We start from the raw sequence: 20,894 nt of genomic DNA, 5'->3' as shown, positions 1-20,894 counted from the left end.
GTAATTCTGAACCTTTTCATTTTTATAATAGCTGAAAATTATTTATTGAATAATTCTTCTACTTTATCCCAGTTTACTACATCAAAGAACGCAGAAACATAGTCAGGTCTTCTGTTTTGGTAGTTTAAGTAATAAGCGTGCTCCCAAACATCTAATCCTAAAACAGGAGTTCCTTTAACGTCTGCTACAGGCATTAACGGGTTGTCCTGGTTTGGCGTAGAAGAAACAGATACGGAACCGTCAGCATTTTTTACCAACCAAGCCCATCCTGAACCGAATCTTGTTTTAGCAGCTTCAGAAAAATCAGTTTTGAATTTATCAAAACCTCCGTAGTTTTCAATAGCAGCTTTTACATTTCCTACCGGTTCTTTGCTTCCTCCGGGAGTTAAAATTTCCCAGAATAAAGAATGGTTGAAGTGACCTCCTCCGTTATTTCTTACTGCTGGCTTATCAGTTCCTGTCTGGCAGATCTCTTCAATAGTTTTTCCTGCTAATTCAGTTCCTTCAATTGCTTTATTTAAATTGTCAATATATGCCTGGTGGTGTTTTGTATGGTGGATTTCCATAGTTCTTGCATCGATCGTTGGCTCTAATGCATCGTATGCATATCCTAGTTTTGGTAATTCAAATGACATAATCTTTATTTTTAATGTTATAATTCAAAATTAGCCAATATTTAAGGGATTATCAAGGATTCTGGATTACTTTAATAAATCTTTAACATTGATATATTGATTTAGAATGAATTAAGTTTTATTTTTTTATGTAATATCAACAAAAAGCACGAACCTGATGATCCGTGCTTTCTATTTAACAATAATTAAATTAATTTATTTATTCATTGACATCAGGAATTCCTCATTATTAAGAGTTCCTTTGATGTTTTTATCTACAAATTCCATCGCTTCCACAGGGTTCATCTCAGAAAGATATTTTCTAAGAATCCACATTCTCTGTGAAGTTACTTCATCAAGAAGAAGATCATCTCTACGGGTACTTGATGCTACAAGATCAATAGCAGGATAAATTCTTCTGTTGGCAATTTTTCTGTCTAGCTGAAGTTCCATGTTACCGGTACCTTTGAATTCTTCAAAGATTACTTCATCCATCTTGGATCCTGTATCAATCAATGCTGTTGCAATGATTGTAAGAGATCCTCCACCTTCAATCTTTCTTGCAGCTCCGAAGAATCTTTTCGGCTTGTGAAGTGCATTGGCATCTACCCCACCGGAAAGTACTTTTCCAGATGCCGGAGTTACCGTGTTATATGCTCTTGCCAATCTGGTGATAGAATCCAGCAAGATGACTACATCATGTCCGCATTCTACCATTCTTTGTGCTTTTGCAAGAACAAGATTGGCTACTTTTACATGTTTTTCAGCAGCTTCATCAAATGTAGAAGCAATTACTTCTGCATTCACACTTCTTTCCATGTCAGTAACCTCCTCCGGACGTTCATCAATCAGAAGAACCATCATGTATACTTCCGGGTGGTTGGCTGCAATAGAATTAGCAATATCTTTAAGCAGCATCGTCTTACCTGTTTTAGGCTGTGCAACGATCATTGCTCTCTGTCCTTTTCCGATAGGTGCAAATAAATCTACAATTCGTGTGGACACTGTAGAACCGCTTCCAGCGAGATTAAATTTCTCTTCAGGGAAAAGCGGGGTAAGATATTCAAAAGCAACACGGTCTTTGATAAATGCAAGATCACGTCCGTTAACTTCTGTAGGTCTTAATAATGAAAAGTATTTCTCACCTTCTTTCGGAAGTCTTACAATTCCTTTTACTGTATCTCCTGTTTTCAAACCGAAATTTCTGATCTGAGCTGTAGAAACATACACATCATCAGGAGAAGAGATATAGCTGAAATCTGAAGAACGTAAAAATCCGTAGTTATCCGGTAAGATTTCCAAAACCCCTTCAATGCTTACCAATCCATCGAAATTGAATTCTTTTTTATGGTCATTCTGCTCCTCAGCCTTTTCAGAATGTCTGTTTTGATTCTGATTTTGGTTTTGGTGCTGCTGATGTTGCTGGTTTTGGTTTTTATGTTGGTTTCCACCGTTCTGTGGATGGTTGTGTCCTTTTTGAGGTCTGTTAGCCTGTGGTTGTTGAGGATTGTTAGGCTTTTCTTCAGCCTGGGCAGGCTCTTGAGGTTCTGTGTTTTTTGGAGTTTCAGTTCTTTCCTGAGATACTTCTGCGTTTGTGGCATTGGTTGAAACTCTTTTTCTTTTCTTTTTGGCCTGAGCGCCTGCTGCGGTTTCTTCTGTTACCGTGGCTGCTGTGGTTTCCACTTTGGGTTCTTCCGGTTTAATTTCTTCAGGAGCAGCTACCTTTTCTTCTACTATTTCCTCTGTTTTAGGTTCTACCGGAGCTTTTGCATTTGCTTTTGGCTTGGCTGCTGTTTTTTTAGGGGCAGCTTTTTTTGCCGGGGCTTTGGCAGGTTTTTCTGCTGGAGCCTCTTCAGTATTTATACTGGCGGTTTCGGTGGCGTTGAAATAATCTTTTGCGACTTTAGGGTTAGAAGCCTGAAAGTCAAGAATAGCAAAGATCTTGTCATTTTCATTGCTGTTTCTTGCAACTTTAACGCCCAAATCTTTCAAGATTTTAGTCAGTTCCGTTACGGATTTTGACCTTAACGTTTCTATGTTAAACATATTTAATGTAAAAATGTAATTAATTGTGAGTAAGAAAAGTAAGTCCGGTGACTTTTGTTTTCAAGTACATTGTATAATGCAAATCTACACTTATTTTTGAATTGTGCAAAATTTATATTATTTTTGCCAAGAATTTAATATTCAATGCTACAGAGAATACAAACCATATGGACCTTATTAGCAGTTTTAGCTGCGGTTTTCCTTTTTATAACAGGACAGGATGTTGTCATTTCAGACAGTATTCCTTTACTTAATATAGGCTGTATCGTACTTGTTGTTATCGGAGCATTAAGTATTTTCAGTTTCAAAAACAGAAAAAGACAAATTTTGCTGAATACCATCAGCATCATTATAAACGCTTTGTTGATTGGTGTATTGGCGTACTGGTTACTAAACTTATCCGGAGGAATTCAAATTCCTGAGAAGGGTATTGAGCCGATTTTCCCATTGATTGCGGTAATCTGTTTGTTCATAGCAAACATTTATATCCGTAAAGATGAGAGGCTCGTAAAATCTGTAGACAGACTTCGATAGCCTTACAACGATTTTTTGAGTGAGAACAGCTTCTTTTAAGGAGCTGTTTTTTATTTGTCGTACACTCTTAATTTATTTTATGTAAATTCATTGCAACTTTTGAGTTAAAAATACGACAGATCCTATAACTTTAATAAAAGACAATGAAAAAGCTAACGTATCTTACTTTATCACTATTCTCCATATTCACTTTTGCTCAGGAGGTTTCCAAAGAAAGAGTAAAGACAGTTCTTTCCACTCTCGCTTCAGATGAAATGAAAGGCCGTGAAATCGGAACCCTGGAAAATGAAAATGCAGCCAATTACATCGCTGCACTTTTCAAAGAAAATAATCTGGAATACTGTACCGGAAAATCTTATCTGGTACCTTTTGATTACAATGGAAAGACCGTATACAATGTCTGTGGAATTAAAAAAGGAAAATCTGATCAGTACCTTGGTTTTTCAGGACATTTTGATCATATCGGAACCAGTGATAAAAGCGGAGATAATATTTATAACGGAGCAGATGATGATGCCAGCGGAATCACGACTCTGGTAGGTATCGCCGATTATTTTAAAAACAAAAAACCGGAATTCTCTATGGTGTTCATGGCATTTAATGGAGAAGAGAAAGGAATGCTGGGTTCAAGAGCGATTTCCACTGATAAGAATCTGGATCATATTTATAATAAAATGACAGCTCTTTTTAATTTCGAAATGGTTGCTACGGAATCTCAGTGGGGAAAAAATGCATTATATATGACGGGAGACGGATTCTCTGACCTTGATGAACTTTTCAATCAAAATGCAGTAAACGGATTAAAAATCAATGCTGATCCTTATGCAAAACAGCAGCTGTTTTACCGTTCAGATAATGTAAGCTTTGTCAAAAAGAAAATCATTGCCCATTCATTTTCTACTGTTGATATGACGAAAGCGTCTCATTATCACCACGAAAATGATGATGTCAATATTGTAGATTTTGATAATATGACGCAGATCATCAATAATTTGGGAAAAACACTGGATAAACTGAGTCCTAAAAATTTTGCGCCTAAATATAATGACCAGGTGAAGTTCTAAGAAAACAATCATATAAAACCGCTGTTTAAGCGGTTTTTTTTCATTAAACAAGACAGCATTCTTATGTACTGTTCCAAATCTCGTTCAGGCTTATCTGTTAAAAAATACCTTTCAACAATGCTAAGTTGTAACAAAAAGACATTTTTTGAAACTTATCCGGTAAAGTAAAACAGGATTAAGAACGTCTTATCTTTTAATTTTACGTAATTTTGCTATCCAATTTTTTAATTGAATGAACGAATATAAAAAAATCTTAAAGTTCGCGAGGCCGCATCAAAAATATATCTACGGAAGTTTATTTTTCAATATCCTGTATTCTGTATTTCAGATTGCTTCTCTGGGGACTATTCTACCGGTTTTAGGAATGCTTTTTGGCACTATAAAACCTGAAAAATATGAGAAAGCACCAGTATATTCCGGTGATATTGTTGATTTTTTCTCTTATGTAAAAGAATATTCCAATTATTATGTACAGACACTGGTGAGCAATTACGGGGCACTTACTGTTCTTGCCTGGCTGTGTATCATTACTGCATTTATGTTCTTTTTAAGAAACGCATTCCGTTATTTCGGCTCTTTATTACTGATCAATTACCGTGTGGGAGTAACCAAAGACCTGCGTGGAGCGATGTACAGAAAAATACTTTCCCTTCCTGTTTCATTTTTTACAGAGAGCAGAAAGGGAGATATGATGTCCCGTATGTCCAATGACGTAGGAGAAGTGGAAGGAAACATTTTAGGAAGCTTGATTGAACTGATTAATGCGCCTTTTATGCTGATCAGTACATTGGTTACCTTATTTTTCCTGAGCCCGGAAATGACTCTTTTCTCACTATTGGTTCTTCCTGTGATGGGAACAATGATTGCACTGATCGGAAAAAGCCTTAAAAAAGACTCACACGAAGCACAAAGCGAACTGGGAACCATCTTCTCTATTGTGGATGAAACATTGAAATCTTCAAAGGTTATTAAAATATTCAATGGGGAGAAAATCATGAATAACAGATTCATGCATTCTATGAACAAATGGATCTCAAGTTCTATTAATTTGGGTAAGAAGAAAGAATTAGCATCTCCAATGAGCGAATTCTTAGGTTCTATTACCTTCCTGATTATTGCCTGGTATGGCGGAAAACAAATTATTGTTGAGCAAAGCATTTCTCCGGCAGACTTCCTTGTATTTTTAGGTATGTTCTTCCAGATTCTTCCTCCTGCAAAAAGTTTATCTACATCTATTTCCAATGTACAGAAAGGAGAAGCTTCCCTGAAAAGAGTATTGGAAATTCTTGAAGCGGACGTGAAAATTGAAGAAATTGCAGAACCTGTTTCTATTACAACGCTTCAGAACAATATTGAATTCAAGGATATTGGATTCTATTATGACAAAGCGAATCTTATTCTTAAAAACTTCAATTTAACCATTCCTAAAGGAAAAACAGTTGCTCTTGTCGGACAAAGTGGAAGTGGTAAAACAACAATTGCTAATCTTTTAGCAAGATTTTATGATGTTTCGGAAGGAGAAATTCTGATTGACGGGACAAACATTAAACATTTAAAATTACAGGAATACCGCCAGCTGCTGGGAATGGTAACACAGGAATCTGTATTATTCAACGATTCTGTATATAACAATATCCTGATGGGTAAACCTGATGCCACCAAAGAAGAGGTAATTGCAGCTGCTAAAATTGCCAATGCAGATTCTTTTATTTCCAATCTTTCCGAAGGATATGATACCAATATCGGTGATGATGGAAACAAGCTTTCCGGAGGTCAGAAACAAAGGGTTTCTATTGCAAGAGCGGTATTGAAGAACCCACCGATCATGATTCTTGATGAAGCCACCTCTGCCCTGGATACAGAATCTGAAAGATTCGTACAGGATGCGCTGGAGAAGATGATGGAAAACAGAACTTCTTTAGTAATTGCCCACCGTCTTTCGACCATCCAGAAAGCAGACTGGATTGTAGTAATGGAAAAAGGTGATATCGTGGAACAGGGAACCCACCACGACCTGATTGCAAAAAGAGGAATGTATCATAAACTTGTCGAACTTCAAAATTTCGACTAATCTTATAACTGAATTACAATGAACCCCATACAAGAGTATTTCTACAGAATCGAAGAACCTGAAAGAAGTACTCTTTTATTTTTACGTGACATGATATTAGCTTCAGATCCGGAAAATATTACAGAAACATTCAGTTTCGGACTTCCGTTTATCAAATACAAGAAGAAAATGCTGTGCTACTTCTATTACAGCAAAAAATACAAAAAGCACTACCTGAGTTTTTATCATGGTGACCGGCTTGATTATCCTGAATTGATCCAGGACGGCAGAAAGAAGTTTAAAATCCTTCTTATTGATACGGAGGAGGATATTCCCGTAGAATTCATATTAAACCTTGTACAGGAAGTTAAAAGACATATAAAATAAAAAACTCCGGCACGAATAATCGTGCCGGAGTCATCTTTAAAAACCTTTTATCATTGTGTGTTTATTCCGTTGAATTCTGCCTGCTTAATTGCCCAGGCAATCATATTCGCAAAGAGGATTGAATTCTGAACCTGCATTCCTCCTGTTGTATAGCCGTTTCCTGCGTATCCGTAAGAAGACTTCTGAACCGGGAAATACCCTCCTGAACTTGGGGCAACAAAAGGCTCAATGGTATTACTTGGATACTGGTTTCCGTTAGCATTTTCATTACTTAAAAAGCCACCGTCACCAAACCATATAAAGTTCAGGCTGGTATTTCTTAATCCTGAAATTCCTGTTCTGGCAGTGGTGCTGTTGATAGGCTGCGCATAGCTGTAAGGAACAAATCCGCTTGTCAACCCCGAAATATTTACTGTGGTAGAAGCATCTTCACCCCAGTTTTTCCCTCTTACATCTCCAAAAGGTCCGTTAAGGATGGGATCATCAGAATTGGTAAGAGCATACACTGAACCTGCACCGCCTCCATAAGATGCTGAAATGGTAGGATCAGAGAATATTCCTCTGAATAAATTCTGTGCAGTGCCCGTATCATCTGTCATCGCAATGACAACTCCTTTTTTATTAAGATAGGAAGCAATATAACCTGCATCTGTAGCATTAGGTGTATAGTTGTATCCAATGACAACAATATCCGGCTTATTATTAAGAGCCGTCTGAAGAGCTGCTGAAGAAGGTGAGTTCCCTAAAGAAGTATGTGTAAAACCTTCATACTTAACAATACTGGAAGCAGTGGTACCAAAGTTTGTTGGAGAATCCATCAGACTTCTTGACGGACCGGTATAGGCGCTATACCCGTAAGCTGTTTCTAATCCGATATGGAGAACCGTTTTTTTAGGAATGACAACCACTACATTCACAGAACATGTTGTAGATACCCCACCCTGGCTATCGGAAGTAATGGTAATTGTTTTCACCGATGTAGAAGTTGGAGTTCCTGTTCCGCTTAATGTAATATTCTGATTTCCCGTAGAAGTAAATGTGCCTGATCCGCTGAAAGAAATTCCGTCAACAGTATTAGTGGAAACAGTATAACTTCCCAATGTTGAAACATTTACAGGTAAGGTAATTGTATTCGAAGCAGTAAGAGCTGTTCCAACCTTGTATACTCCATTTACCGTTGCAGTTCCACAGCTCATGGTATAGGTTCCTGCGGGACTCAGAACAGTAATCGAAATAGCAGGAGTACAAGTTACTTCAACTCCGTTGGCTTCAAGAGCAACATTATCTGTCTGAATATTCTGAGGAATTCCCTGTCCCGGAATCTGTATTGTTTGCGTTCCGGTGTTTAAAAATACTCCGGTTCCATAAAAATTGTATCCGTTGGCTGTCGTTCCGGAAATGGTATAATTACCGGGTTTAGTTACATTCACAGCAATCTTCAGGTAATTGGAATTGGTAAGTTCTTTTCCTTTTACATAGCTTCCCATTGCTTTGGAAGCGGAACAGTCTATGGTAAAAACAGATTTACCCAGCTGTCCGCACACACTTTTCCATTCTTTATCCACAAAGCTCCAGTAATTGAAACAGTCTTCTGTGGTGTTGTAAATCGTCAAGCCATCATCATTGGATTGATTGATTACAATTGCGTTTCGCTGCGCTTCTGTTAACCTTGGAATAAGTACTCCTTTGTTGTTATTTCCTGAAATAACATCCAAAACGGAATTAGAGTTCGGCGTAGTAGTATTAATCCCTACTGCACCATTGTTGGTTTGAGAAAAAGATCTTCCAAAAACAAAGAGCATTGCTATGAGCAGGACTTTGATTGGGGGCATTGTAAATTTTGTTTCCATCATTGTATAAGTTATAATTGTTTGATAATAATAATCCGGGCATTTAACTTCCACAAAATTATCAACCACAGACGGTTAGAAAATAATTCCTTGCTACGCAATACTACTCACGCGTAGTAAAACTCACAAAATGTCACTAATTTATCCTGGTAAAAATTCAAATAAAAAGTTGAGCTTTTTAACAAAACCCAACCATACATTCAAATATCAAAAGCAAAACAACTTAAAAGAACCATTACTTCTAATTTATCATAAAAAATAAAATCAGTAGGTTTAAAAAACGCAATATCAGTCATCACTTAAAATTCTTTTCCATTTCGCAATGGTATTTCGGCTTATCTTAAAATGATCACTCACCTGAAGATTAGTCAGTTCATTTCTTTTCTGATAACTGAGAATTTTCAGAATTGATTCCTTATCATAACAACGGAGCCTCTGGTTTTTACGTTCCATAGTATATTCTGTTTCTCCAAAAATCAGTTGATTAAATTTCAGAATATCAAAAGCTGAATGTAATGTTTCCAGCTTAAGCCTGATGGCGGTATCTGATAATTTCTCGGGAAATTTTTCTTCAAGAATGTCGGTATAAATCTGCTTATAATCTGGCATCATCTTATATCTTTTTCATCCATTTATATAAAGTGGTCTTGGGTATTTTATACCTTTTAACCACATCATTGGCCGTCATTTTCCCTGTCTTTATTTTATCAAGAATAAAATCCTTAACCTCCTGCGTATAAATGCTTTTTCTGAAAACCAGGGTATTTTCCTTTTGAGTGAAGACATTATCAATTATCGCCTGGGGAGCATATAAAATGAGATGTCCGGTATAAAACCGGAAGAAATCGAATTTTAAAAGTTTACACCATTTCAGAAGAACATCAGTATCCATACTTTTTGCATGATACATACTCTCCACTTCATCTTCCGTACTGTTTAAAAACCGGGAAATTCTTTCTATTGAAATCTGGTACTCTTCCACTTTGGATTGGATCAGGCTTCCAATATGAATGTTCTTAATATTCATCACAATGTTTTTAAATAAAAATATTGACAAGAAAATCAAAAAACACCATCAGAGCCTACTCAAGATTACGCATGAGTAACAAAAATCGGAATTCTGTTTAAATTTTAATCAAAAAGCTGTTGATATTGATCTCTGAGGAAATATTAAGTTTTTTCCGGATCCTGTATTTTTTACTTTCTACAGCCCGGATACTGTTATTGGTACACTGTGCTATTTTTTTGGTATCAAAATCCAGCTTCATCAGTGCACAGAAATAGAGCTCAGAATGGATCAGATTAGGATTTATTTGTAAAATATCCGGAATAAAATGAGGAAAAAATACCTGAAATTTCTCAAAAAACATGGGTGAATTGCTTTCCGCTAAATTCAGTATTTCCTGAATATTTTCCTCTGAAAGATGGTTAATCAACATCTGGTGTTTCATCAATTCCGAATTCGTTTTGACCAGATCCTTGATGGTGGAATCCTTGGCTTTTTTATCGGAAATTAAGCCATGAATCAATGCGTCTTTCTGTGTAATAAATACGATATCCATTAAAAAGGAAGCAACGGAGAATAAAATATTCAGCAGTTTGATTGTTTTAAAATCTTCTTTTTCTATGAATCGGCTCTTTGGCAGGAAATCAAAATCAAAATACAGACATGCAATGAAATTGATACTGATGATGAATGTAATAAAAAAGATCGTAAGGGAGTCCTGTTTGTATTTCAGAAAGAACGGAACAGCAAACAGAAGACAAAAGTAAAAGTATTCTACACCTGCGTTTTTGTAAGTATAAATATGAAAAAAGCTTACTATAAATGTGAGTAAAACAAATATACCGATAATGAAAGGCTTTAAAACCTTTTTGAACCGTTTCGTTTTTCCTTTGATAGCCATGAGGAACAGCCAGAAGAAGGTAATAACGGTAAGAAATATGGAGATCAGCATATCCCCAAAAAAAGTAATAATAAAAATGGAGTAAAACAGGAATATGAAAAACAGTAAAAGCAAATACCGGTTAATAAGATGAAGATAACTACTTTCAAAATCATCATCCATCTTCTCAGTTTCGTCGTTAATCATCTTAAAGAAAAACTTATAAATCATCTTGTTGTTTTTTTGTGCTCTCACAAGCTTAAGTTGGCATTTGTACTCCTGAAAGTATAAATTTTCCAATATTAACAGCCTTTCATGCAAAATAGAAATCTACAAAACGAAATGTATTAGTCTTTTTCAGCATTAAAAGGAGATGATTAAGGTGTTTTTCTAGCTACAATTTACTAAAATTAGATGTTAAAATTATCAAATGAAATGCCATTTTTGACAATAAATTAACAATCATTTACCTTGAATCACTTAAAAAAGCATGGGCCTGTGTTTTTAAGCAGGCAAAATTATCAATCCCAACGGAAAGGTATTAGTCTTCCGATACGCAATAATACTCATGCGTAATTAAACTCAAATAACAAAATATACCCTTCATACCCCAAATAAAAAAGAGAACTTTAAAAGCTCTCTTTTGGTTTTTTATCTACGATAAGAATTTTAGTTTTCTTTCAGTTTGGCAATCACATCCAAACCACCTTTTGTAATATCTCCGATCTTACATATAATCTCAGTATCCAAAGGCAGGAATACATCCATTCTGGAACCGAATTTAATAAATCCGAACTCATGCCCGGCTTTGGCTTTATCTCCTTCATTACAGTAGAATACAATTCTTCTTGCTACATATCCCGCAATCTGTCTGAAGACTACTTTGTGATTGGTCATCGTCTGAACTGCTACGGTAGTTCTTTCATTCTCTGTAGAAGATTTTTCATGCCATGCTACCAGATACTTTCCCGGGTGGTATTTTTTGTAAATCACTTCTCCTGAAACCGGATATCTGCAGATGTGAACATTCAGAGGAGACATAAAAATAGAAACCTGGATTGCTTTACCTTTTATAAATTCATCCTCTTCCACTTCTTTGATCATAACCACTTTTCCGTCCACCGGAGCGATCACATTTTCTCTGTGATCAAGAATATTACGGTCCGGAACTCTGAAAAACCAGAATACTAAACTGTAAATAACCAGCAAAGGCATAATGATCAGCAGGGACCATATTTCAAGGAAATAAATTGCTAAAGCGCCCAGAATGATAAAAAGTATGGTCGCAACGGTAATCGTTCCTTTTGATTCTCTATGTAATTTCATGAGATTAAATAAATTTTTCTAAAATAAAGTACAAATATACGACAGGAACGCAGATAATAAAACTATCCAGCCTGTCTAAAACTCCTCCATGTCCCGGAATGATGTTTCCACTATCCTTTACACCGAAGTTTCTCTTCAATTGACTTTCTACCAGGTCTCCTAATGGCGCAAAGGCTGCCACCAGAAATCCTACGATCATCCAGTTTCCTCTCAGCTCGGGCTGATAGTGTTCAATAAAATAAGACAACACCAATGTTAAAACAACACCTCCGGCATAACCTTCCCATGTTTTTTTAGGCGAAATCTTAGGAGCCATTTTATGTTTTCCAAAGAATTTTCCTACCAGATAGGCAAAAGTATCACTACTCCAGATAAGGATAAACAGGAAAAGAACTTCCAGAGAGAAGTTTTCATTATAACTGGAGAATTTGGGCAGTCCTAATGCAAAACTGAACGGGAGAGCCACATAAATAACGGTAAAAATAAGTTTTCCGCTGTCAAAGTATAATTCGTTAGGATATTTGAATAAGGTTACTACAGCTATTCCAATCAAGGCGAGTGCTAATATTTCACTAAGTCTGAAATCAAAAAAGAAATCGTGATTAAAATACCTTTTGGAAAACATGTAGAAAATAAAAATGACCAATGGATATACGACCCATTTTTCATAGCCGTTTCCAAACTTCATAATTTTAACACATTCCCAGGTTCCTACAATCAGCAGAAGACTCATTAAACCGTGATACAGATACTGCTGTTTGGCAAGACCAGGTGCAATACTGTTCAGCAGCTGCGCTCCCAACGGAGTAGAACAAAGAATAATGATTGCTACATAAACGATACCTGATACGGTTCTTTGAATGAGATTTTTGTCCAAAATTTAAAATTTAGAAGTGGTTGCTTAATCTTCAAGCAGCAATAAAAACAGTTTTGTATTGGAATTGGAAGAACTATCCATTTTCGATTGGCTTCCGCTGATGGAAGTAAGGTTCTTGATATTTCCGTTTCTTTTTATTTTACCCATGGCATCATTCAGGTTGTTTACAATCTGAGAAACATTGGCAATGATGATAATTTTATCAGGAAGCCTTGAAGAATGATAATGCAGGATATTATTATGCGAAAGCATGATTCTGCCGTCATAGGCAATGAGATATTCACAGGTGATGAATGCGGCGTCATTAGATGGCTGTAATTCTGACGTATATGAAGACTTCACAACGTTCAAAAAGTTCTGAAGTTCTTTATCCCAGCAGAAAAGGTTGTGAACACCTTCTATTTTAATAATTTGATTTAAAGTTTGTAGAGCTTCCGCTTCATCTGCACAATAATTAAAAAATCCTCCCGAATGCGTAAATAATTGCGCAAACTTATAGTCAAGATCCGCATTTTTCAGCGAATCCCCAAGTTTCTCCAGGCTCTGTTTGTCCTCTTCTTCAGGCTGGTTGGTAAGTTTGCTTACAATCCTCTTGAATAAATTCAACTTAATCTATTTTTAGTCAACTTTATACAAAAATAGAAAATAAATTACAATAGTGTCCAAAATATCTCCTTAAATATGAAAAAACCTGACAATTTTGCGATTATCAGGTTTTTATTAATTCTATTTTTTAAGAATCTTAAAGCTGTGTCGGGCTTTCGGGAGCCTGTATTTCGCTTTCTTCTTCTTTCTCTTTGATCTGAGGTGTTTCCTCTACAATGGGCTGATCTTTTTCAGGAATAGTATTGGTTACAGGTTTCTCTGTCAATTCAGGATCCCATGCTCTTTTTCCGAAAATCTCTTCAAGGTCTTCACGGAAGATCACTTCTTTTTCAAGCAATTTACTTGCTAAAGCGTCAAGCTTATCTTTATTCTCGTCAAGAATTCTTACCGCTCTCTCATATTGATTTTCGATGATTGATTTGATCTCTGCATCAATTTTTGTAGCGGTTTCTTCAGAATAAGGCTTTCCGAAATTGTATTCAGACTGGCCTGAGCTGTCATAGTAAGAAATATTACCGATATTCGGGCTTAATCCGTAGATTGTAACCATTGCCTGAGCTCTCTTTGTTACGGTTTCCAGATCAGAAAGTGCTCCTGTAGAAATATTATTGAAGATCACCTGCTCTGCTGCTCTACCTCCCAATGTTGCACACATTTCGTCCAGCATCTGTTCAGTAGTGGTAAGCTGTCTTTCTTCAGGAAGGTACCATGCTGCTCCCAGTGAACGTCCTCTAGGAACGATCGTCACTTTTAAAAGTGGAGATGCGTGTTCTACCAACCATGAGATCGTAGCGTGTCCTGCTTCATGGTAAGCAACTCTTCTTTTTTCAGAAGGTTTGATTGCCTTATTTTTCTTTTCAAGACCGCCGATGATTCTGTCTACAGCATCAAGGAAATCCTGTTTTGTTACTGAAGTATGATTATTTCTTGCTGCGATAAGTGCTGCTTCGTTACAAACGTTGGCAATATCTGCCCCACTGAAACCAGGGGTTTGTTTGGCAAGAAACTCTCTGTCTACATTATCATCAAGTTTGATCTTTTTCAAGTGAACATCAAAGATCTGTCTTCTTTCGTGAAGTTCCGGAAGGTCTACATAGATAGAACGGTCAAAACGTCCTGCTCTCATCAAAGCTTTATCAAGGATATCCGCTCTGTTGGTTGCTGCCATTACGATAACGTTGGTATCTGTTCCGAAACCATCCATTTCAGTAAGAAGCTGGTTCAAGGTATTTTCTCTTTCGTCGTTTCCGCCGGAGAAATTATTTTTCCCTCTGGCACGTCCGATAGCATCAATCTCATCAATGAAGATAATGGCCGGAGATTTTGCTTTAGCCTGAGCAAAAAGGTCTCTTACTCTGGAAGCTCCTACTCCCACAAACATTTCAACGAAATCGGAACCTGAAAGTGAGAAAAACGGAACTTTAGCTTCCCCTGCAACAGCTTTCGCCAATAGGGTTTTACCAGTTCCCGGAGGCCCTACTAAAAGAACTCCTTTAGGAATTTTACCTCCCAGTTTTGTATATTTCTCGGAGTTTTTCAAGAAGTCTACTACTTCCTGAACTTCTTCTTTAGCACCTTCCAATCCTGCAACATCCTTGAATGTTACCTGAATTCTTTCTTTTTCGTCGAAAAGCTTCGCTTTGGATTTTCCGATAGAGAAAATTTGTCCGCCAGGACCTCCGCCTCCACCCATCTTTCTGAAAAGAAGGAAGTAGAATAATCCTAAAATTGAAATCCAAACCAGCGCAGGGATTAAGATATCCATTAATGCGCTCTTCCCTGTACCGTAATCTTTGGTTGTTTTAATAACCGGATTGCTGGCTTTGACCTGTTCAAATTTCTGAAGGAAAAGTTGAAGATCTCCGTATTTCACAGAAAAATCTGCTTTTGGAGCCATTTCGAAGGCAGAAAGGGGGTTGTTTTCTTTTCCGGCTTTGGAAACCATTGCCGATTTTGCTTCTTTTGTTAGGAAAACATCAGCTTTCTCTATGTCTTTGTATATAATTATATTCTGGACTTTGCCCGCCTGCATTTCTCTAAAGAAACCATCTTCATCAATAGATTTTGCTGCATCACCTCCAAGGAAGTTGGAGCCAAAGAATAGCAAAAGAGCTACGATTGCAATAGGAAAGAACCAGTTGAATCCTTTATTATTCATTTAGACTTTTTAAAATTTTTATTATTCATTTTCAATTCTGGTAATGACTGCGTCACCCCAAAGCTCTTCTATATCGTAGTACTCACGTACCTGTTTCTGGAATATATGCACCACCACTGAAACGTAATCCACCAATACCCACATCGCATTCTCAGTACCTTCTACGTGCCAAGGTCTGTCCTGCAGTTCGTTTCTTACTTTCTTCTCTACACTTCCTGCCAATGCAGCTACCTGTGTATTTGAGTTTCCACTACATATCACGAACGTTTCTGCTACAGAGTTTTCGATGTTTGAAAGATCGAAGATCATAATGTCTTCTCCTTTTACATCCTGGATAGCTTCAACGATTTTATCTATTAACGCTTGTTTTTCTGCTGTTTTATTCATTAAAAAAATACTATAATCTGCAAATTTATTGTTTTTTCTTTACTTTAACCTTACTTTTACCCTCTTAATCTCTTAAAGTTTTCTTAAATGAGCCAACTCTTTTACCTGAAAGAATGTTCTTCTACTAATGACGAAATATCAAAGTTTTTACTTTACGGAGATTCAAATTTTATAGGGCTTCATACTTTTAATCAAACTAAAGGCCGTGGTCAGTATGGAAATATCTGGACTCAGACCGCCGGAAAAAATCTGGCTTATACGCTGGCAGTGAATACTCAGAACATCCTGTGCTCCGACTTTATGTTCAATTATTATACCGCAATGGTGATCCGGGATTTCCTTGCCAAATTGTCTGACTCTGAGGTAAAAATCAAATGGCCGAATGATATTATCCTTAAAGGTAAAAAAATCGTTGGAATTTTAATAGAAAAGAAAAAAATTAATCAAAATAATTATTTCATCATAGGAGCCGGAATCAACATTCTGCAGGAAAATTTTGATGAAATATCCAATGCAGGGTCACTTCTGACGCAGACGGGGATGCAATTTGACCTGGAAGAACTTGCCTTAAACCTTCATGAATATTTGTGTGAAAAGCTTAAAAACATACCTTCAGATCAGGAAATCCTGGATGGATTTAATAAAAACCTTTTCAGAAAAGATCAGATATCGGTCTTTGAAATTGAAAAAGCGCGACAAAATGGCATTATCCGGCGTGCAGACGAAAAGGGTGAACTATGGATCGAACTGGAAGACGGAATGCATTCCTTTTATCACAAAGAAGTAAAATTACTTTACTGATTGGCTCTCTTGATATACAAATAAAGGGTAAGCGGCAAAAACACCATATTAGGCAGCCACATGGCTACAGCCGGAGACAAACTTTTATTTTCCGAAACCACTTTTAAGGCTTCGAATGAAAACACGAAAATGAAGGCCAATGAAATACCGATGGCTAGATTGACTCCTAATCCTCCTCTTTTCTTCTGTGATGACAGGGAAAGCGCCAGAAATGTCAGAATAATAATTGAAACAGGCATGGAAGTTCTCTGGTGAAGTTCATTCAGGTAAGAGTTCAGGTTGCTGTTTCCTCTTTCTTTTTCCCTTTCAATAAATTTCAAAAGTTCCGGAGTGGTTTTATTTTGTCCCAAAAGCTCATTCGGGAAAAGTTCTTCCGGAGAATGCCCGTAATTTTTCCTTAATTCTATTCCGTTACCGAGTTTTTCGGTATTGTCTTTATTGATTGTTTTTTCCAGATAGTTATTTAAAACAAACTGTTTTTTAGCTTTATCCCAATACACTTCACTTGCCTTCAGCTCATAGGTCATTTTTCTGTCTTTATCATATTTCTGATAGACAAAACTCGACCCTCTTTTTTCTCTTTTATTCCATGAATCGACAAAGATATACTCCGTTTTACTCAGCTGTGAAGAAGCAGGTGCTGTTCCTAAAATCTTTTCTTTATTGGCTGCATTATACGTATACGCTTCCAGTTCATTTTTCTTGATATTGGCCCATGGCAGCACCATATGGTACACCACAAGGGCGATCAATCCAATAAAAATGGAAGTAACCAGATAAGGTTTGGAAAACCTGTGGAAACTGGCTCCACTACTGATAATAGCAACAATTTCAGTATTATTTGCCATCCTGGAGGTAAAATAAATTACCGATATAAATACCAGAATGGAAAGGAAAGTCACCACAAGATTGATGATCCAGAAAGGATAAAAATGGATAAGGAAATAGGTCAGATCCAATTTCGGATCAATGGCCTTGGCATTTTCTATCCTTGGAATCTTCTGCTGAACATCGATTACCAATACGACTATAGACAATAATACCAACATGAAACTGAAAGTCCCAAGGTATTTTTTAATGATATATCTGTCTACAATTTTAAGCATATTCTCTTACAGTCTTTGTCTAAGAACCGGTACTACAGCGTTTTTCCATTCATAGAAATCACCTGCAATAATATGTTCTCGGGCTACTTTTACCAAATCAAGATAGAATGCAAGGTTATGAATCGAAGCAATCTGTTTTGCCAGATATTCTTTAGATACAAACAGGTGGCGAAGATACGCTTTTGAATATTCACGATCTACAAAACTGGTTCCAAATTCATCCAAAGGCGAAAAATCGCGTTTCCATTTTTCATTTTTAAGGTTCATTACCCCTTGCCATGTGAAAAGCATTGCATTTCTTGCATTTCTCGTTGGCATCACACAATCCATCATATCAATTCCCAGCCCGATCGATTCAAGGATATTCCACGGAGTTCCTACTCCCATCAGGTATCTTGGTTTCTCTTTTGGAAGGATATCTGTCACTTCGTCAGTGATTCTGTACATTTCTTCTTCAGGCTCTCCTACCGAAAGTCCTCCGATCGCGTTCCCTTCTGCCCCTGCTTCGGAAATCACTTCTGCAGAGATTTTTCTAAGATCAGAATAGGTAGATCCCTGAACAATCGGGAAAAGCCTTTGCTTATGTCCGTATAATTCAGGATTATCATTCGTCCAGTCAATACATCTTTTCAGCCAGCGGTGGGTAAGCTCCATCGATGATTTTGCCTGATTATAATCGCAAGGGTAAGGTGTACATTCATCAAAAGCCATGAAAATATCGGCTCCGATCTGTCTTTGAATTTCCATTGATCTTTCCGGAGAGAACATGTGGTAACTTCCGTCGATGTGAGATTTGAATCTCGCACCTTCTTCTGTCATCTTTCTGTTGCTTGCCAATGAAAATACCTGAAAACCTCCAGAATCAGTAAGGATAGGAAGATCCCAGTTCATGAATTTGTGCAAACCACCTGCATCCTGCATCGTTTCCATGCCCGGACGAAGGTAAAGGTGATAAGTATTTCCCAGAATAATCTGAGCTTTAATGTCTTCTTTTAATTCTCTCTGATGAACTGTTTTCACACTTGCTACAGTTCCCACAGGCATAAAAATAGGAGTTTGAATCTTCCCGTGATCTGTGGTAATTTCCCCTGCTCTTGCTTTTCCTTCAGAGGTCTTTTCTATATTAAAAAATTTCATCTCTATACTTGTTTAGACACTGTTTTACCAGTGATTTTTTGTATCGCAGAAACTTCTGTGTCCATTTTACCTTACTACAGGCATTACAGCACCATTCTGTTTCAGCTTATCCTTCACATATTTATCTGCTTTGGGATCTTTTTTCAGCAATATTTCCTGTGCATCATTAGCGATCCCGTCCATTTCTTCTTTAATTACATAGTATTTGAAACTGTCTACAAAATCATCCGGTTTTACCTTATATGATTTCAAAACAGCCCTTGTCCCTGCTTCCATATTTTTGTCAGGATAGATAAAGATAGCCTGATCGTTGATGGCAAGATCGGCAATGATTTCAGCCATCAAACCTTTATCGACCAGATTTTTGGGCTTATCAATATAATCGCCACACGAAAACAGGCTCAGCAAAACGAAAATAAAGATTAACTTTTTCATCAGTTTCATAATCTGTTGATGAGTGATTTCCATTTTAAGTTCAATACTCCAAAAACTGCTTCATGGATAATTCCGCCGTTCATTTTACTTTCTCCTAAAATCCTGTTGGTAAATATAATAGGAACTTCTACAATTCTGAAACCTTTTTTAAAAGCTCTGAATTTCATTTCAATCTGGAATCCGTATCCTTTCAGTTTTACGTTATCCAATCCTATTTCTTCCAGTACTTTTCTTGAAAAGCAGACAAATCCTGCTGTAGTATCATGAATTGGAAGGCCTAGTACAAACCTTACATATTTTGAGGCAAAGTAAGAAAGCAATACTCTTCCCATAGGCCAGTTCACTACATTTACTCCTTTTGAATAACGGGAGCCAATGGCCATATCTGCATTTCTGCAGGCTTCAAAAAGTTTCGGCAGATCGTTAGGATTGTGTGAAAAATCGGCATCCATCTCAAAAATATAATCATATTTATTTTCGATGGCCCATTTAAATCCATGAATATAAGCTTTTCCCAGTCCATCTTTCACATGTCTTACCGACAAGTGGAGATAATGTGGATATTTCTTCTGCAATTCTTTCACAACTTCTGCTGTTCCGTCGGGAGAAGAATCATCTACTACTAAGATATGAAAGTCGTCCTCCAATGCAAAAACTGCGGAAATAATATTTTCAATATTTTCCTTTTCGTTATAGGTCGGGATGATGACGAGTTTTTTCATTTCAGTTTGCAAAGATAGTTTATTTAACCTTTTTATTTTATACAAAATAATCTATAATTTTGCAAAAATATTTCTCGGGGATTAAGCGGATGAAACAGATCCTTTTATTCAACAGATCTGAACAATACGTAAAATCGATGAGAGCAAATATTTTAACTGCAAATTCATGGATCTGGTGACAGGAAAATCTGTGCCGGCTGTGTTATCTGAAGTTAAATAATAAATAAAAAAATTAAATTTTGCCATCATCACAACACTTCATCAATCACGTAAGAATACCTGAAAATAATGATTGGGTAATCTTTATCCTTGTGGGTTGTATTTTTTTATACGTTTTTATGATGAACGTCATAGAAAGAGATGCCAGCCTCAGAGATTTTCTGCTTCAGAAATATTTTGATGCCAGCAATAATCTTCCCAGCTGGATCATCACCTCCTGTGTGACCACACTTACTCTGTCTGTATTAATTTCACAGTATGTACCTGTAGTACCGAAATATATTGCAGATCTTCAGCTTTTGGGATATCAGCTTAATAAATTGGGTTATACTTTGCTGGCAGTGCTGCTTTTTTATGTAATAAAATCAACATTAGGCTTTTTATTTTACCAAAGTATAGGGGATGGAAAAAAATGGACTATTTTTTATTTTACCTCCACAAAGTTTTATTTCATTCTTTCATTTTTGCTAATAATTCTTTGTGTAGCCCATTATTACTTCCCGATAGACAGAAATAAAATGTTTTTATATTATTTCTGCTTCTTCGCTTTTGTATTCATTTTCAAAGTTTTTTTCTATTTATTTCACAAGAACAAGATTCTTCCTGAAAAATGGTATTATAAATTTTTGTATATTTGCACCCTCCAAATCGCACCATTATTATTGCTTTGGAAGTTGTTATTTTTTTAA

21 protein-coding genes are annotated in these 20,894 nt (G+C 36.6%); 6 read left to right on the top strand and 15 right to left on the bottom strand.

Annotated elements, in window-relative coordinates; translation table 11 throughout:
- Window positions 1-38: 38 nt before the first annotated feature.
- Both AC59HC_RS03930 and rho read right to left on the bottom strand, forming a co-directional pair.
- Window positions 39-635, bottom strand: a complete 597-nt coding sequence (locus AC59HC_RS03930; RefSeq protein ID WP_131437230.1) for a superoxide dismutase — start codon at window positions 633-635, stop codon at window positions 39-41.
- Between the two features lie 195 nt (window positions 636-830).
- Window positions 831-2,660, bottom strand: coding sequence for a transcription termination factor Rho (gene rho, locus AC59HC_RS03925; RefSeq protein WP_343639762.1), 1,830 nt, complete (start codon window positions 2,658-2,660; stop codon window positions 831-833).
- A gap of 144 nt (window positions 2,661-2,804) precedes the next feature.
- On the opposite strand from rho, the gene AC59HC_RS03920 reads away from it, so the two are divergent.
- The 4 genes from AC59HC_RS03920 to AC59HC_RS03905 all read left to right on the top strand — a co-directional run bounded on the left by AC59HC_RS03920 (window position 2,805) and on the right by AC59HC_RS03905 (window position 6,695).
- Window positions 2,805-3,194, top strand: a complete 390-nt coding sequence (locus AC59HC_RS03920; RefSeq protein WP_202841757.1) for a DUF4293 family protein — start codon at window positions 2,805-2,807, stop codon at window positions 3,192-3,194.
- 143 nt (window positions 3,195-3,337) lie between these two features.
- Window positions 3,338-4,258 (top strand): M28 family peptidase, encoded by a 921-nt coding sequence (locus AC59HC_RS03915; protein WP_496558037.1) that lies wholly within the window; start codon window positions 3,338-3,340, stop codon window positions 4,256-4,258.
- A gap of 232 nt (window positions 4,259-4,490) precedes the next feature.
- Window positions 4,491-6,329 (top strand): ABC transporter ATP-binding protein, encoded by a 1,839-nt coding sequence (locus tag AC59HC_RS03910; RefSeq protein ID WP_131437222.1) that lies wholly within the window; start codon window positions 4,491-4,493, stop codon window positions 6,327-6,329.
- An 18-nt stretch (window positions 6,330-6,347) separates the two neighbouring features.
- A complete protein-coding gene (locus AC59HC_RS03905; protein WP_496558036.1) occupies window positions 6,348-6,695 on the top strand; it encodes a DUF1801 domain-containing protein in 348 nt (115 codons plus the stop codon).
- A 50-nt stretch (window positions 6,696-6,745) separates the two neighbouring features.
- On the opposite strand, the gene AC59HC_RS03900 is transcribed toward AC59HC_RS03905, so the two are convergent.
- From AC59HC_RS03900 to rsfS, 9 genes are all read right to left on the bottom strand, one after another.
- Window positions 6,746-8,527 carry a phage tail-like protein gene (locus AC59HC_RS03900; RefSeq protein WP_202841767.1) on the bottom strand — a complete coding sequence of 594 codons (1,782 nt, stop codon included), beginning with the start codon at window positions 8,525-8,527 and terminating at the stop codon, window positions 6,746-6,748.
- Between the two features lie 306 nt (window positions 8,528-8,833).
- A complete protein-coding gene (locus AC59HC_RS03895; protein WP_496558035.1) occupies window positions 8,834-9,157 on the bottom strand; it encodes a helix-turn-helix domain-containing protein in 324 nt (107 codons plus the stop codon).
- Between the two features lies 1 nt (window position 9,158).
- A complete protein-coding gene (locus AC59HC_RS03890; RefSeq protein WP_496558034.1) occupies window positions 9,159-9,572 on the bottom strand; it encodes a transposase in 414 nt (137 codons plus the stop codon).
- Window positions 9,573-9,669: 97 nt separating this feature from the next.
- Window positions 9,670-10,662, bottom strand: coding sequence for a helix-turn-helix transcriptional regulator (locus tag AC59HC_RS03885; RefSeq protein WP_202841770.1), 993 nt, complete (start codon window positions 10,660-10,662; stop codon window positions 9,670-9,672).
- A 438-nt stretch (window positions 10,663-11,100) separates the two neighbouring features.
- Window positions 11,101-11,757: a phosphatidylserine decarboxylase family protein gene (locus tag AC59HC_RS03880; RefSeq protein WP_202841772.1), complete on the bottom strand. Its 657-nt coding sequence runs from the start codon at window positions 11,755-11,757 to the stop codon at window positions 11,101-11,103.
- A gap of 4 nt (window positions 11,758-11,761) precedes the next feature.
- Window positions 11,762-12,634: a phosphatidate cytidylyltransferase gene (locus tag AC59HC_RS03875; protein ID WP_110008380.1), complete on the bottom strand. Its 873-nt coding sequence runs from the start codon at window positions 12,632-12,634 to the stop codon at window positions 11,762-11,764.
- Between the two features lie 24 nt (window positions 12,635-12,658).
- Window positions 12,659-13,240, bottom strand: a complete 582-nt coding sequence (locus AC59HC_RS03870) for an LUD domain-containing protein (RefSeq protein ID WP_110008379.1) — start codon at window positions 13,238-13,240, stop codon at window positions 12,659-12,661.
- A gap of 136 nt (window positions 13,241-13,376) precedes the next feature.
- A complete protein-coding gene (gene ftsH, locus AC59HC_RS03865) occupies window positions 13,377-15,398 on the bottom strand; it encodes an ATP-dependent zinc metalloprotease FtsH (RefSeq protein ID WP_120232489.1) in 2,022 nt (673 codons plus the stop codon).
- Window positions 15,399-15,419: 21 nt separating this feature from the next.
- Window positions 15,420-15,785, bottom strand: a complete 366-nt coding sequence (gene rsfS, locus AC59HC_RS03860; RefSeq protein WP_047097448.1) for a ribosome silencing factor — start codon at window positions 15,783-15,785, stop codon at window positions 15,420-15,422.
- An 87-nt stretch (window positions 15,786-15,872) separates the two neighbouring features.
- Here rsfS and AC59HC_RS03855 point away from each other — a divergent pair, with 87 nt between their 5' ends.
- Window positions 15,873-16,586 carry a biotin--[acetyl-CoA-carboxylase] ligase gene (locus AC59HC_RS03855; RefSeq protein WP_137904422.1) on the top strand — a complete coding sequence of 238 codons (714 nt, stop codon included), beginning with the start codon at window positions 15,873-15,875 and terminating at the stop codon, window positions 16,584-16,586.
- Here the strand turns inward: AC59HC_RS03855 and AC59HC_RS03850 are convergent.
- From AC59HC_RS03850 to AC59HC_RS03835, 4 genes are all read right to left on the bottom strand, one after another.
- Window positions 16,580-17,692: an LptF/LptG family permease gene (locus AC59HC_RS03850; RefSeq protein ID WP_034691587.1), complete on the bottom strand. Its 1,113-nt coding sequence runs from the start codon at window positions 17,690-17,692 to the stop codon at window positions 16,580-16,582. The two genes, AC59HC_RS03855 and AC59HC_RS03850, sit on opposite strands and share 7 nt — an antisense overlap.
- Window positions 17,693-17,698: 6 nt before the next feature.
- Window positions 17,699-18,829 carry a tRNA guanosine(34) transglycosylase Tgt gene (tgt, locus tag AC59HC_RS03845; RefSeq protein WP_202841775.1) on the bottom strand — a complete coding sequence of 377 codons (1,131 nt, stop codon included), beginning with the start codon at window positions 18,827-18,829 and terminating at the stop codon, window positions 17,699-17,701.
- Between the two features lie 66 nt (window positions 18,830-18,895).
- Window positions 18,896-19,264, bottom strand: coding sequence for a DUF4296 domain-containing protein (locus AC59HC_RS03840; protein ID WP_238349660.1), 369 nt, complete (start codon window positions 19,262-19,264; stop codon window positions 18,896-18,898).
- Window positions 19,265-19,269: 5 nt separating this feature from the next.
- On the bottom strand, window positions 19,270-19,986 hold the full coding sequence (locus AC59HC_RS03835; RefSeq protein WP_343643901.1) for a polyprenol monophosphomannose synthase: 717 nt from the start codon (window positions 19,984-19,986) through the stop codon (window positions 19,270-19,272).
- Window positions 19,987-20,225: 239 nt separating this feature from the next.
- Between AC59HC_RS03835 and AC59HC_RS03830 the strand changes: the two genes are divergently transcribed.
- Window positions 20,226-20,894, top strand: coding sequence for a DUF4271 domain-containing protein (locus AC59HC_RS03830; protein WP_110008374.1), 669 nt, complete (start codon window positions 20,226-20,228; stop codon window positions 20,892-20,894).

This window comes from Chryseobacterium sp. DZ-32, assembly GCF_059587025.1.
The sequence above is the reverse complement of the archived record's forward strand: the minus strand, read 5'-3'. Positions and strand labels throughout refer to the sequence as shown.